Source organism: Aliikangiella coralliicola (genome assembly GCF_007004725.1).
Lineage (GTDB): Bacteria > Pseudomonadota > Gammaproteobacteria > Enterobacterales > Kangiellaceae > Aliikangiella > Aliikangiella coralliicola.
This window is the reverse complement of sequence record NZ_ML660166.1, coordinates 165,215-179,460: the sequence shown is the minus strand read 5'-3', so window position 1 is coordinate 179,460 and position 14,246 is coordinate 165,215. Positions and strand designations below refer to the sequence as shown.

Below are 14,246 nucleotides of genomic sequence, written 5' to 3'. Positions count from 1 at the left end.
TTTTGTTGGAAGTTCATGCCAAATCAGGTCAAGCTTTTTGATTCTCACTGCCATCTAGATATGCCTCAATTTAAGGGGAAGGTCAGCACACTTGTTGAAAAGTGTGAAGAAACCGGTATCGGTGGCATTCTTATTCCAGGCGTTACCCGAGAAGGTTGGCTGAGGATACGCCAAATCACTGCTCGCGTCGAAATTTGCCACACTGCGCTTGGTTTACACCCCATGTTTATCGACCAGCACGAAGAAACTCACCTTCATGATTTAGAAATGGCATTGTCAGTTGGGCCAATTGCCGCCATTGGGGAAATCGGCCTTGACTACTACAAAGCTGGCGTCAATCGTGATTTGCAATTGAGATACTTCACGGCTCAGGTTGATATCGCCAAGGACGCGCGTTTGCCGATTGTTCTTCACGTTCGAAAAGCGCACGATCAGGTGTTACAAATTCTTAAGAAAAGTCATTTCGCTTTGGGCGGAATTGTGCATGCTTTTAATGGCAGTGAAAATCAGGCTGAGCGATATGTCGAACTCGGATTTAAGTTGGGTTTCGGCGGTGCAATGACTTTTCCTAGAGCAGCGAAACTGCATAAGTTAGCGAAAAATCTGCCGCTCGAATCAATCGTTCTGGAAACTGACGCGCCTGATATGAAGCCCGTTACTTGTAAACAGGCGTACAACACACCGTTGCATCTGTTTGATAATTTTCGCTCATTGATATCCATGCGCGAGGAGCCTGCGGCAGTTATCGCCAAACAAACGACACAAAACGTGCATACCGTGCTCAATCTTGATTAGTAGTGCAGCCTGTCAACATCCAGGTCAACTTTTCTAACTTTAAATAGTGGTTTTTAAAGATTCCTGTGAACCATTCTGTTTGCTATTTAAAATCAATGCATTAGACTTATATTGTTCACCTAAAACTAACTTAACTCATGCAAACAACAATCTCTCGTAAAACAGATCTGGTCAGTTTTCTCAGCCTTTTAGAGAAAAAGGGAGTTCTAAATACAGAACAAGCCAAAAAGGCCTTGGCTAAGCTACGCGCGAAAAAACACTCGGGACATCCTGTTAACCAGGTTGCGTCGCTGAAATTGAAGTCGAATGCCAATCGGAATAAAGTTTTAACGGCCGAGTTTTTAACCGAATGGTTTGCCGCGCAAAATAAAATGCCTTATGTCAGGCTTGACCCGCTAAAAATTAATGTGGATGCAGTGACTTCGGTGATGTCTAAGGCGTTTGCTATCCGTCACAATATTCTGGCCTGCGAAGTATCCGATAAAGAGGTGACTATTGCCGTTATTGACCCCCTTGAAAGTAGCTGGGAGGCAGGACTCACTCATATTTTACGCAAGCCGATCAAACGAGTGTTTGCCAACCCGGAAACCATCGCCAGACTGCAAAACGAATTCTATAATTTAAGTCGCTCCATGAAAGGAGCGTCAGGTGAGTCTTTACAAAACACCAAAATATCAAATCTGGAGCAATTACTCGAGGTTGGTAAAGTTGGCGATATTGATGCCAACGATCAACATGTTGTACAAATTGTTGACTGGTTATTACAGTATGCTTTTTCCGAAAGAGCGAGTGATATTCATATTGAGCCGCGCAGAGAAACGGCGAATATTCGGCTTAGAATTGACGGCGTCTTACATAAAGTTTATGAAATGCCCGCGAATATTTCTGCGGCTGTTACTGCCCGGTTTAAAATTTTGGGAAGAATGGACGTAGCAGAAAGACGTAAACCATTAGATGGGCGAATAAAAACTAAAACGCCCAATGGTCTCGAAATTGAATTGCGTTTATCGACGCTACCAACTGCTTTTGGTGAAAAACTGGTGGCGCGTATTTTTGACCCCACTGTTTTGCTTCGAGATTTCAATGAGCTTGGTCTTGATAACAATACCGAAAAACATTGGTTACAAATGGCAAAACAACCAACTGGAATTGTGTTGTTAACCGGTCCAACGGGTTCTGGAAAAACGACAACGCTTTACACGACGCTAAAATTAATCGCGTCGCCGGAAGTGAATGTTTGTACCATTGAAGATCCCATTGAAATGGTTGAGCCGGCGTTTAATCAAATGCAGGTTCATCACGATATCGATGTTGATTTTGCCAGCGGTGTACGCGCATTGTTACGACAAGACCCTGACATTATTATGATTGGGGAAATACGAGATAAAGAAACGGCTGAGATGGCCATTCAGGCGTCATTAACCGGTCACCTGGTTATCTCTACATTACATACCAATGATGCCTCTTCGGCGATTACTCGATTACAGGATATCGGTGTACCGCCTTACCTGATTAATGCAACATTGTTAGGGGTGATGGCACAACGATTAGTGAGAACCCTTTGCCCACATTGTAAGCAAGCAATTGAACCTGATAAGACCGCCTGGGAAGAATTAACTGTTGGTTTCGATTTGCCGTTACCCAAGTTGATGTTTTTACCCAACGGGTGTGACGAATGTCGACATTCCGGGTACACCGGGCGAGTTGGTATTTATGAGCTTCTGGAAGTTGATAGTAATATTAGAACTTTAGTGACTCAAGAATGTGAAGTGGCGCCATTACGTAAACAAGCTTTAGAAAATGGAATGAGTTTGTTACGTGTGAGTGGGGCGCGCAAAGTAGCTGAGGGCAAAACAACCATCGCTGAAGTTATGCGAGTGGCATCGCCGGCGATGGAAGAACTCTAGTTGCTTTTTCGCGAGCTTCAATAATTATCCCGCAATTAAAAACAGGCGCGCTGACTGCGCCTGTTTTGAGAAAGTCAAACTCTAAATTTTCCAATTCTATTTTATGCCTTAATGTCATCAGACAGCGACGGGCATTCAACTCGCAAAGTTTCACTCAGCCAGGTTATGTGCTGAAACCAATCAGGTTTTGGCTCCCTCTCACTCAGGGAGAGGGTTGGGGAGAGGGAAATTCAACTTACAAAGTTTGACTCAGCTTGGTTATGCGCTGAAACTAATCAGGTTTTGGCTCCCTCTCACTAAGGGAGAGGGTTGGGGAGAGGGAAATTCAACTTACAAATTTTGAATCAGCTTGGTTATGCGCTGAAACCTATCAACCTCTCCCTGGCCCTCTCCTTCTAGGAGAGGGGAAGAAGTTTGCGACAGCTTTGCAATGATAGACGACTGTCGGCAGAAGGGGGGGAAATTTAATTACAAACTTTCCAGCTGATTTTTCTGATCTTTTAATTTGGCTAGTGAGATTTCCGCCTGAGCCAATTTTTCTTTCTCTTTTGCAACAACTTCCGCTGGCGCTCGCTCAACAAAATTAGCATTGCCAAGTTTTCCAGAAAGCCTTTTGTTTTCCTTTTCAAGTTTCTCAATTTCCTTATTCAAGCGACCAACTTCAGCGGCTACGTCAATCAAGCCAGCCAATGGTACCAGCACTTCCATTTCGCCTGCTAATGCAGTTGCTGATGGTGGTGCTTGCTCGCTGACCTCGTCAATTGATTCCAGCTTGGCCAATGCAGAAAGAAAGCCTCTGTATTCCTGTAAACAACGGCGATCATTTTCGTTTGCATTTTTAAGCAAAACATTCACCGGTTTCGCCGGCGAAACGTTAAGCTCACCGCGAATATTACGAACACCAACAATCAGTTTTTGTAACCATTCGAGATCATCAATCGCTTTTTGATCGCGTAGCGACTCATTGAACTCGGGGAAAGAAGCGACCATAATCGAATCTGACGAAGCGTTCACCATCGGCTTAAGTCGCTGCCAGATTTCCTCTGTAATAAAAGGCATCATTGGGTGAAGTAAACGCATGGTAGTTTCAAGCACGTTAATCAATGTGTGGCGAGTTCCGCGTTTTTGCTCTGCACTGTAGTTATCGTTGTAAAGAATCGGCTTTGATAACTCAAGATACCAGTCACAATAATCGCTTCGACTGAATTCATAAAGTGTTTGAGTCGCAAGGTCAAAACGATACTCTTTTATTTGCTTTTCAAAAGTGACAATTGCATCTTGTAATTTACTGATGATCCATCGATCAGCAATACTGAGTTCAAAGTCGGTGTTGTCTTTACCGCAATCTTCACCTTCGGTATTCATCAAGACGTAACGAGCCGCATTCCATAATTTATTACAGTAATTTCGGTAGCCTTCTACTCGACCCAGGTCAAAGTTAATGTCACGACTGGTTGAAGCTAATGCGCAGAAAGTGGTGCGAAGTGCATCGGTACCATAGGCTTCGATCCCGTCGGCAAATTGCTTGCGAGTACGTTTTTCGATTTGCTCGGCAATTTTTGGGTTCATCATGCCACTGGTTCGTTTTGCAACTAACGAATTCAGATCGATACCGTCAATCAAATCAATAGGATCGAGCACATTTCCCTTCGACTTAGACATTTTGTTGCCGTGTTCGTCTTTGATCAAACCAGTAATATAAATTTCTTTGAAGGGAACTTTACCGGTAAATTTCATCGTCATCATTATCATTCTGGCAACCCAGAAAAAGATAATGTCAAAACCAGTGACTAATACACTCGATGGTACAAATTTTTCGAGTTCGGGTGTTTCTTCCGGCCAGCCCATTGTGGCAAATGGCCATAGCGCTGAAGAGAACCAGGTATCGAGAACGTCGTTGTCTTGTTTAAGAGAGACTGACTGGTCCAGATTATTTTCCTGTCGCACTTCTGACTCACTTCTGCCGACATAAACATTCCCTTGATCGTCATACCAGGCTGGAATTCGATGTCCCCACCAAAGTTGGCGACTGATACACCAGTCTTGAATATTTTCCATCCAGTGGTAATAGGTTTTATCCCAGTTTTCCGGAATAAATTTAATTTCACCTTGCTTAACAGCGTCGATGGCCGGTTTAGCCAGAGATTCAACCGCGACATACCACTGGTCAGTTAACAAAGGTTCAATAACGTCGCCACTGCGATCACCACGCGGTACTTTCAAAGCATGATCGTCGATTTTTTCTAATAAACCTAAGGAATCAAATTCTTCAATAATAAGCTTACGTGCGTCAAACCGATCAAGCCCCGCATACTTTTGTGGTAATTGATTATCGTAGTTTTCAATCGGCTTTCCGCCAAACTCAAAAACTTCTGCTTGCGCCAGAATTTTGGCTTGAGGCGACATGATGTTAACTAATGGTAAGTTGTGCCTTTTTCCAACTTCGTAGTCATTAAAGTCGTGTGCCGGTGTAATTTTAACGCAGCCCGTTCCAAACTCTCGGTCGACGTAATCGTCGGCAACTACCGGAATTTTTCGATTAACCAGCGGAAGAATAACGAACTGACCAATTAGATTTTTATATCTCTCATCTTCTGGATGTACCGCAACTGCCGTGTCACCTAACATGGTTTCAGGTCTTGTTGTCGCTACGATAAGATGATCTTTTCCGTCGGCTGTTTTTACACCGTCGGCGAGTGGATAACGGAAGTGCCATAGTGAGCCTTTTTCATCATGATTTTCAACTTCTAAATCAGAAATAGCCGATTGAAATTTGGGGTCCCAATTCACTAATCGTTTTCCACGATAAATAATACCTTCCTGGTGAAGTTTGATAAAAACTTCCTGTACCGCATTGGATAGATCGTCATCCATAGTAAATGCTTCTCTGGCCCAGTCGGGTGAGTCACCTAAGCGGCGCATTTGTTGCGAAATAGTTCCGCCTGAGGTTTCTTTCCACTGCCAGACTTTTTCAATAAATTCTTCTCGACTAAAGTCGGTACGCTTTTTTCCTTCGGCATTTAACAATCTTTCTACAACCATTTGGGTTGCAATGCCTGCATGGTCGGTACCACACTGCCAAAGTGTATCGTCGCCTTTCATTCGATGATAGCGGGTAAGTGCATCCATAATGGTATGCTGAAACGCGTGTCCCATATGTAAGCTACCGGTGACATTGGGTGGCGGAATTAATATACAGTAAGGGTCGCCCTGACCAGATGCTTTAAAGTATTCTTTATTTTCCCAGGTGTCATACCACTTTTGTTCAATATTCTGGGGAGTGTAGGATTTGTCCATGGTATTAAAAACTCAATTAATGGTTCAGGTTTAACGGAATAGGTTTTATTTCACTAGATTTTTCGGTGATTTAACGGGTAGCCGCGCTCGCGATAAAATCGAAATCGTTGCCTGGCTTTTTCTTTGCTTTCTTCATCGCCATAGGCGTATTCAAACACCCAATGAAATTGACTAAAAAATAAGGGAACCTGCTCGGCCAGGTTAATTAGCACATCTGGCTGAACCGATGGTTCTTGTCCAAAACCAATTTCAATTGGCGGAATTGTATCTGGATCTTCGTTAGCTAATTGATGAGGTAAAAAACTTTTTTTATCCTGCGTCCATAAAAGCTCGTCAATCTTCTCTGCTTGATTGCGATTATTCGCATGTACAAACACTTTTTGCCCTTTTCGGTAGGCACGTTTAATGACCTCACATAAGTGTTTATAAGGTGTTTGATGTTCTTCAGAATTAACCGAATAAAATTCGACCTGAGTCATGATTCGCCTATATGGTTTTTAACAGAGTCTCGTTATTAATGGATAATCTCGTTCTTAGCAGGATGTTTCGTTTTTAATACAAAGCCTGCCGACAATCGCTTCGATGATATGAGAGTTTCTCATTAAGTACCCATTTTATTGCTAATCTTCACATCGATCCATGATGTATTGGGTTAATAGTGGAACTGGTCGTCCTGTTGCACCTTTAGCTTTGCCGGATTTCCAGGCTGTGCCGGCAATGTCGAGATGCGCCCAATTATATTTTTTGGTATATCTTGCGAGAAAACACCCTGCGGTAATTGTGCCTGCTGCTCGTCCACCCACATTGGCCATGTCCGCAAAATTGCACTCTAATTGTTCCTGATACTCGTCCCACAGCGGTAATCGCCATACGCGATCGCCACAGTGTTCGCCTGCGTTTAACAGGTCGTGAGCTAACGGGTTATGGTTACTCATCAGCCCAGAGGCATGGCTTCCCAGAGCAATAACACATGCGCCGGTTAGTGTTGCTACATCGATAACGACATCGGGATCAAACCTTTCGGCGTAGGTCAGGGTATCGCATAAAACTAAGCGGCCTTCGGCGTCGGTATTCAAAATTTCGATGGTTTGGCCGGAAAGAGAGGTGACAATATCACCAGGTCGATAAGCTTTTCCTCCCGGCATATTTTCTGCTGCCGCAATAAGGACAATAAGATTGACCGGTAAATTAAGTTCAGTTACCGCCACAAAGGTGCCGAACACACCCGCGGCTCCGCCCATATCGTATTTCATTTCATCCATACGCTCGCCGGGCTTGATTGAAATACCGCCACTGTCAAAAGTGATGCCTTTACCAACCAACACAATTGGCTTTTGTTCTGGATCTGCGCCTTTGTAGTTTAATACGATTAATTTGGCGGGTGTATCAGAGCCCTTGGCAACTGCCACAAAAGCGCCCATACCCATATCGTCTAATTCAGCTTCGTCTAATATCTGGCAATCGACCTTATCATTATCTACAGCTAGTATTTTAGCTTGTTCAGCGAGGTAGGTTGGATTGGCCACATTGGGCGGCATGTTACCGAGATCGCGAGCTTTATGAGAGCCTTTGGCAACCGCTAAACCTTCTTCGATTGCTTTTTCACCCACAGTCAGCTCTTTTCTAGTTGTTACGTTAAACGTTAACCTGCGTAAGGGGCGTCTTGCTGAATCTGTCTTGCTTTTGAATTCTTCAAATGTATACAAAGTATCTTGAGCCGCTTCGATGGCTTGTTTGACTTTCCAGCGCGTGTCGCGGCCTTTGACATTTAACTCGCTGAGAAAACACACTGCTTCCATAGAGCCTGTGTCATTTAGGGTGGTAATCGCTTTGGAAATAACTTTGCGATATTGTTTGTCGCCAAAATCTCGCTCTTTACCGCAACCAATTAACAAAACACGGTCGGAGAGGGTATTTGGAACATTATGTAGTAGCAGTATTTGCCCAAGTTTTCCTTCCATATCACCGCGGCGTAGCAGGTTGCTTAGATATCCTTCACTAACACTATCCAGTTGCTCGCCCATCGCTGACAACTTTCGAGATTCAAATACACCAATGACTACGCAAGCACTGCGCTGTTTTTCTGGATTACCGCTTTTTACATTAAATTCCATTAAAATAACCTTGTTTTAAATAGTTTTAATTGCGCTTTTGTTGCTTGTTATTGAGATGTTTGATTTTATTATTATGTTCTTTCAATTGAATTATCTGGGTTTACTCAACAGTTATACTACCTGGTTGGGATGAAAAGGTTATTTGGCTTATTACTTCATAACCTGTTACAAAACCTTCAGATATTGTTGTGTGTTTGTTCGGTAAACTAATCGCTGCTTACCAACGACCGGAGCCTATGTTATATTGTGCGCCAACCGAAAGCTTCCAGACCAGATTCTGCTGGAAAAGCTTATAAAATGGAAGTTTAACTTAATAATAGCTAATAATTAAGTAAAAGTAGCACTTTTCTGAGTAAAGAGTCTTGATCCTCAAGCGATATATTAATCGAGAAATACTGCGCACCAGCGTAGCCATTTTGACCATTTTAATTCTGATTTTTATCAGTTCGCGTTTTATTAAGTATATTCAATTGGCGGTTGATGGAACGATTTCGTCTGGCGCGGTATTTTCCCTGGTCGGTCTTCAGGTTCCGGCTATCACAGGCTTCCTTTTACCTTTGTCGTTTTTTATTGCTGTGCTCATGGTCTTGGGGCGGCTGTATTCTGAAAGCGAAATGGCTGTCATCAAGAGTGTCGGCGTCGGCGATTCGGATTTGGCGAAAAATATACTGCCAGTTGCGATATTTCTGGCGGTTACCGCAAGTATTTTATCCTTCTGGCTAAATCCCTGGGCAAACTACGAAGCCAAAAAGTTGCGGGCCGAAGAGCGAGCAGAAGCCCGGTTTGGCGCGTTTTCTCCTGGTCGGTTTCAGGAAAATAGCGCGAAAAATGGTGTGTTGTTTGTTGAGTCGAAAACCGATGATGGAGAAATTCGCGATCTTTTCGTGGTGTCTGGGATCGGTCCTGAATCTACGCAATTAGAAATAAAGGTGGCTGCCTCAGGAAGGTTGTGGAAAGGGAGCGATATTGAGAATAATCCCGCTGACACCGGCAGCGACGAGTTAGACATTAAGGAAAAAAACTTCATTGTTTTACAAGACGGCGTTAATTATTCGCTCGATCTGCTAAAGAACCGCTGGAGTTTAACGGAATACGAATCCTATTTTATGCAGACTGAGAAAGAAGCGGTCGGTGAAATTGAGCTCCCCACCAAGTCACTTTCAACCATCGAGTTGTTTAAGCTGTCCGGTCCTGATGAGTGGGCAGAAATCCATTGGCGTTTATCGGCGCCGATTTCAATTCTTATTCTTTGTTACATGGCAGTGCCATTGGCGAGAACTCAGCCCCGTAAAGGTAAGTTTTCCCGATTGTTCCCGGCAATCATGGTGTATATGGTTTATGCGTTGTTGTTAATGAATAGTCGAAAATTAATTGAAACCGGCAAAATTCCCGAATTGCTCGGTTTTTGGTGGATTCACGGACTGGCACTATTGTTTACTGTGTGGAGCTTTAGAAATATTCGTCGTAATAAAAAGCACAACAAAAAATCTAACAATAAGGCGAATGAAATGCTTAACAATCAGGGTAAGGAATAGGTCATGTTTAACTTGATTGATCGTTATATCGGCCGCCAGATTATCCTTGCCAGTACGATGATTTTACTGCTTCTGGCGTGCTTGCAAAGTTTATTTAGTTTTATTGATGAGCTTGGTCGCACCGGGCGGGGCAGTTACGAGGTGAGTGATGCCTTGTTGTTTGTTGGGTTAATGTTGCCATCGAGAGTGCTGGAACTTTTCCCTATGAGCGTTTTAATCGGTTCGCTTTTTGGTCTTGGCAATATGGCTGCAAATAGCGAGCTGACTGTTATGCGGGCGGCGGGCGTAACTACCTGGCGGATAGCTGGTGCGGCGGTTAAAGCATCTTTGATCCTGATGGTTTTGGCTATCATTATCGGAGAGTGGGTGTCACCCATATCAACTAAAGCAGCTCAACAACTCAAAACTGCTGCGATCAGTGGTGGAGAATTGAGTTTTTCTAAAACCGGGTTGTGGGCAAGACGGGACAATGAAATTATTCAGATGGGGAATTTATTGAGTGATGGTCAGTTAAAAGACGTGACCATTTACCAGCTTTCAGATAACAACCGTTTAAAGGGAATCGTCAAAGCTGACAGTGCGAAAAAGCAGGGTGAGCATTGGGAGTTGTACCAAATCACCGAACTGAAGTTTTTAGCAGATCAAATTCAAACGCATCAGGAAGAGAAAAGGATTTGGCTAAACCCGCTTCAACACGAGCAGCTGGAGACGCTGACTTTAGAGCCTGATACGCTTAACATCCCGGGTTTACTGCGATACCTCGACTATCTTTCGGAAAATGGTCTCGAAACGAAAACCTATGAGTTGGCATTGTGGCGTAAATTAGTCCAACCTCTGGCAATTTGCGTGATGATGTTCCTGGCGGCGTCATTTGTATTTGGCCCGATGCGAAATGTATCAATGGGGGCGCGGATTGTGTCAGGAGTGATGCTAGGATTCGGTTTTCATATTGCGAACCAATCTTTCGGACCAATTAGTCTGGTGTTTAACTTATGGCCGGCTTTAGGGGCTACTATTCCAGTATTAATGTTTGCGTTACTTGGCTATTGGCTGATGAAGCAAAATAGTTGAGATAGGTTGGTATGCTTCTAATCTCAATTTTTATCACTGAACGTCCTTGATAACGGAATTCAACGGTTGATCGGTAGAGTAGGTGTTCTAGCTGGAAAATCTGCTATACTCGAAAATATTACAATAAAAAACAACACGTTAATCTAAAACAGTAACAATACTAAGGTGTTGAAGTATCATCGGGTACTAACGGAAGAATTATGTTAAAACTAGAAGATTTTTTTGGATTTATGATTGATGATGAGCGCTCTGATATCCAACCGCTATTGGAAACTTTAGGGATTGAGAAAGAAATTGAGTCTACTAAAGTCGTCAAAACCTTGATTAAAAATAACGGTCGTCAGGCTCCGATTATTAATGTGGCAAGAAGACAGCAGGTACTCAAGTATATCCGGCCCTTACTCAACGAAGATATGATTGATTATGAGCCTAACTATTACACTAAAGAAATTAATACTTCCAGCAATCATGATCGACGTTATGGTGCTGAAGATCGCTTGTTAGAGTTTGCCCTGGTGATTGCGTCAACCAAAAGTAAAAAAGTTATGGCGGATGAACCTAAGATTCTTACGGTTAAACAGTTGAGAGAAGCGGCCTTTCTTGAATCTCGATTTGATCGCTGCTGGGAGATTTTGTCTCAGGAAACCCACCACATAGTTTCAGCTTTCCGCAAATCCAAAAAATAACAGTTCGTAGATTAGAACCGTTTTTATCACTGTCAAAATACAATGAAAGATCAACAGACCTTAAATTAAAGGCAAAAAAAACCCGGTCAGATTGGCAGATCAGGCCGGGTATAGGCTCCATGACTGGAGAATCACTAGGGATAAAACTAAAACTGGAAACTTTCATTTCCGTCTCTAAGTACTAAGACGGCAGAATCACGAAAAAGTTTGCAACGAGCTCATAACAATTAGTTCTAAACTCCAATTTGCAAAGAATATCGTTAGGAAAAGTATAGACCATCGAATAATAGAATTATGAAGAGTTGAGGTAGTCCGTTGGGATCCTGCGGTGTCTTGAATTTGGCGGTTCTGGTAATTGAGCGAGAAATAATTAATAAAGAAACAGAATATTGTTGTGTAAATTTAGCACAAAATATTCTATAAAACGTTTTCGTAACGGTTGAATTTTTTTGTTCGAGTGGGTATTTCAAAAAAGTTCCAACAAATAATAACTAACCTCAGGATTGCGGTTGCTATTTTTACTGGGGCTATCGTCATGGGGCATCCACAAGTGATAAAATTGCCGCTTTCGTCAACAGGCAAAAGGTTAATTGCTTAAATGCTAGATAAAATAAACATTGTGTTGTCCAATACGACCCACCCTGGAAATATTGGTGCGGCAGCAAGAGCAATGAAAGTGATGGGACTGTCCAGGTTAACTCTGATCAACCCGTCCCAGTTCCCTAGCGCAGAGGCTAGCCGCAGAGCGTCGAGAGCAACAGATATTCTGGCTGACGCGAAAGTTTGTTCCTCCATTGAAGAAGCGATTACCGATAGCCGTTTGATTGTCGGCACCAGCGCGCGAACGCGCAGTCTTCCCAGTAAATTGGTGACACCGCGACAGCTCGTTGAAAAAATACTTAATCACCGAGACAATGTGCCGGTGGCAATTTTGTTCGGCACTGAAAATTCAGGGTTGACTAACGACGAGTTACATTTGTGCCATTACCATGTTTGTATTCCAACCAATCCCGATTACTCGTCGCTTAATTTGGCGTCTGCTGTGCAGTTAATCGCTTATGAAATGCGACTGGGATTAGCCGATGTAGAAATGCTACCGTCGCAGAACATTGGTGATAATGAAATGATGATTTCCCGTGAACAAATGGTCGGTCTTTTATCCCACTTTGATCAGGTGATGCAACAAACGGGCTATGTCATTCCTGAATATAAAAAGCAACTCGATCAGCGAATGAACCGCCTGCTCAGCAAGGCTGAAGTGACTCAAAGTGAGCTTAATATTTTACGGGGTTTTTTAAGTTCGGTAGGGAAATATTGTGAACGAGTTGCTGCCGGACATAGTAAAGAATAAGTTGTCGTTGAGAGTAAAAATTAAGGTTAATCGAAAGTCGACTAGTTCGACATTTGATACCGTGATTATCAAGTAGCCGTTCACCTGCAGTCGAAGACGCGCTACAATTCAGGTTTAGAAATTGACGGTTGTTTTCTCGTTTTAAAAAGTTCAGGCAAATTATTATTTCATGCGAAAAGTTATCTATTTAGATTATGCGGCAACGACCCCTGTCGATCCCAGGGTTGCTGACAAAATGATGGCATGTCTCACGCCAGATGGTTTTTTTGGTAATCCAGCTTCGCGTTCGCACCGCTATGGCTGGCAGGCAGAGGAACTGGTTGATGTTGCGCGTAATCAGGTGGCTGAACTAATTGGTGCCGATCCAAGGGAGATTATCTGGACATCTGGCGCAACTGAAGCCGACAACCTTGCCATTAAAGGGATTGCGGCGTGGCAGAAAAAGGGTCACATTATTACCAGTGCCATCGAACATAAGGCGGTATTAGATACTTGCGAATATTTGCAAACCCAAGGATTTGAAGTCACCTATTTACCGCCGGATAAAAATGGCGTTATTCAACCTGATGCCGTGGCGGAAGCCATCAGAGAAGACACAATTCTCGTTTCGATTATGCACGTTAACAATGAGCTGGGTACCATTCAGGATATTCAGAGAATTGGTGAAATAGCCCACGCGAAAAATATTCCATTCCATGTTGATGCTGCGCAAAGTGCCGGTAAAATTCCAATTGATTTAACTGAGTTGCCAGTTGATTACATGTCTTTTTGCGCCCATAAAATTTACGGACCTAAAGGCATTGGTGCGCTGTTTGCGCGAAGAAATCAACAACCGCACATTGAGGCGCAAATTCATGGTGGGGGGCACGAAAGAGGTTTAAGGTCTGGTACTTTACCGACCCATCAGATTGCTGGAATGGGCCTTGCTTTTGAATTGGCACGCGAAGAACTTGCAGCTGAAGCAGCAAAAATAAAAAAGCTAAAATTAAAATTTTGGGAAGCGATTGAGCCACTGGGAGATATTGGTATTAATGGCGATATTCAACAAACCGTTGCTGGAATTTTGAATATCCGTTTCGATTACGTTGACAGTGAAACACTGTTAATGGCGTTTAAAGATATTGCAGTATCTTCTGGTTCTGCTTGTACTTCTGCCAGCGTAGAGCCTTCATTTGTACTTAAGGCGTTGGGGTTAAACGATGAACAAGCACATTCCTCATTGCGTTTTTCTTTCGGCCGATTTACTACAGAAGAAGAGATTGAAAAGGCTGCTCAAGTTGTCCGTCATGGTGTTGAGCGTCTTCGCTCTATGTCCCCAGAATGGCTAGAAAAGAAAAGCTAGAAGAAGAAAGACTAGACCAAAAAACCAGGCCAAAAAAACTATACGAAAAAACAGAAATAAACGATCACCTTAATAGAAAATAATAAGATTCGATTGAGGTGATTTTTCTCACAAAACCGGTCTTATTCGAGTTAAAAAACACCCGTTA

The 14,246-nt window shown here is 43.0% G+C and carries 10 protein-coding genes; 7 read left to right on the top strand and 3 right to left on the bottom strand.

The annotated features are described in order from the left end of the window. The first annotated feature begins 15 nt into the window (after nucleotides 1–15). Together FLL46_RS16245 and tfpB are read left to right on the top strand one after the other, a co-directional pair. Nucleotides 16–795, top strand: coding sequence for a TatD family hydrolase (locus tag FLL46_RS16245; protein ID WP_142932389.1), 780 nt, complete (start codon nucleotides 16–18; stop codon nucleotides 793–795). 137 nt (nucleotides 796–932) lie between these two features. Continuing rightward, nucleotides 933–2,702: a type IV pilus assembly ATPase TfpB gene (gene tfpB, locus FLL46_RS16240; RefSeq protein WP_142932388.1), complete on the top strand. Its 1,770-nt coding sequence runs from the start codon at nucleotides 933–935 to the stop codon at nucleotides 2,700–2,702. 468 nt (nucleotides 2,703–3,170) lie between these two features. On the opposite strand, the gene FLL46_RS16235 is transcribed toward tfpB, so the two are convergent. From FLL46_RS16235 to pepA, 3 genes are all read right to left on the bottom strand, one after another. Then, nucleotides 3,171–5,999, bottom strand: coding sequence for a valine--tRNA ligase (locus tag FLL46_RS16235; protein ID WP_142932387.1), 2,829 nt, complete (start codon nucleotides 5,997–5,999; stop codon nucleotides 3,171–3,173). Between the two features lie 53 nt (nucleotides 6,000–6,052). Further along, nucleotides 6,053–6,478: a DNA polymerase III subunit chi gene (locus FLL46_RS16230; RefSeq protein WP_142932386.1), complete on the bottom strand. Its 426-nt coding sequence runs from the start codon at nucleotides 6,476–6,478 to the stop codon at nucleotides 6,053–6,055. Between the two features lie 141 nt (nucleotides 6,479–6,619). Continuing rightward, nucleotides 6,620–8,113: a leucyl aminopeptidase gene (gene pepA, locus FLL46_RS16225; RefSeq protein ID WP_142932385.1), complete on the bottom strand. Its 1,494-nt coding sequence runs from the start codon at nucleotides 8,111–8,113 to the stop codon at nucleotides 6,620–6,622. Between the two features lie 362 nt (nucleotides 8,114–8,475). Here pepA and lptF point away from each other — a divergent pair, with 362 nt between their 5' ends. The 5 genes from lptF (at nucleotide 8,476) to FLL46_RS16200 (ending at nucleotide 14,098) form a co-directional block, all read left to right on the top strand. Next, nucleotides 8,476–9,648 (top strand): LPS export ABC transporter permease LptF, encoded by a 1,173-nt coding sequence (gene lptF, locus FLL46_RS16220; protein ID WP_142932384.1) that lies wholly within the window; start codon nucleotides 8,476–8,478, stop codon nucleotides 9,646–9,648. Between the two features lie 3 nt (nucleotides 9,649–9,651). Continuing rightward, nucleotides 9,652–10,719, top strand: a complete 1,068-nt coding sequence (gene lptG / locus FLL46_RS16215) for an LPS export ABC transporter permease LptG (protein WP_142932383.1) — start codon at nucleotides 9,652–9,654, stop codon at nucleotides 10,717–10,719. 200 nt (nucleotides 10,720–10,919) lie between these two features. Then, on the top strand, nucleotides 10,920–11,405 hold the full coding sequence (locus tag FLL46_RS16210; RefSeq protein ID WP_142932382.1) for a hypothetical protein: 486 nt from the start codon (nucleotides 10,920–10,922) through the stop codon (nucleotides 11,403–11,405). Between the two features lie 598 nt (nucleotides 11,406–12,003). Continuing rightward, complete coding sequence (locus FLL46_RS16205) at nucleotides 12,004–12,756, top strand: RNA methyltransferase (protein ID WP_142932381.1); 753 nt, start codon at nucleotides 12,004–12,006, stop codon at nucleotides 12,754–12,756. Nucleotides 12,757–12,925: 169 nt separating this feature from the next. After that, the gene (locus FLL46_RS16200) at nucleotides 12,926–14,098 is read left to right on the top strand and encodes an IscS subfamily cysteine desulfurase (protein ID WP_142932380.1); all 1,173 of its coding nucleotides are present in this window, start codon (nucleotides 12,926–12,928) and stop codon (nucleotides 14,096–14,098) included. Nucleotides 14,099–14,246: the final 148 nt, after the last annotated feature.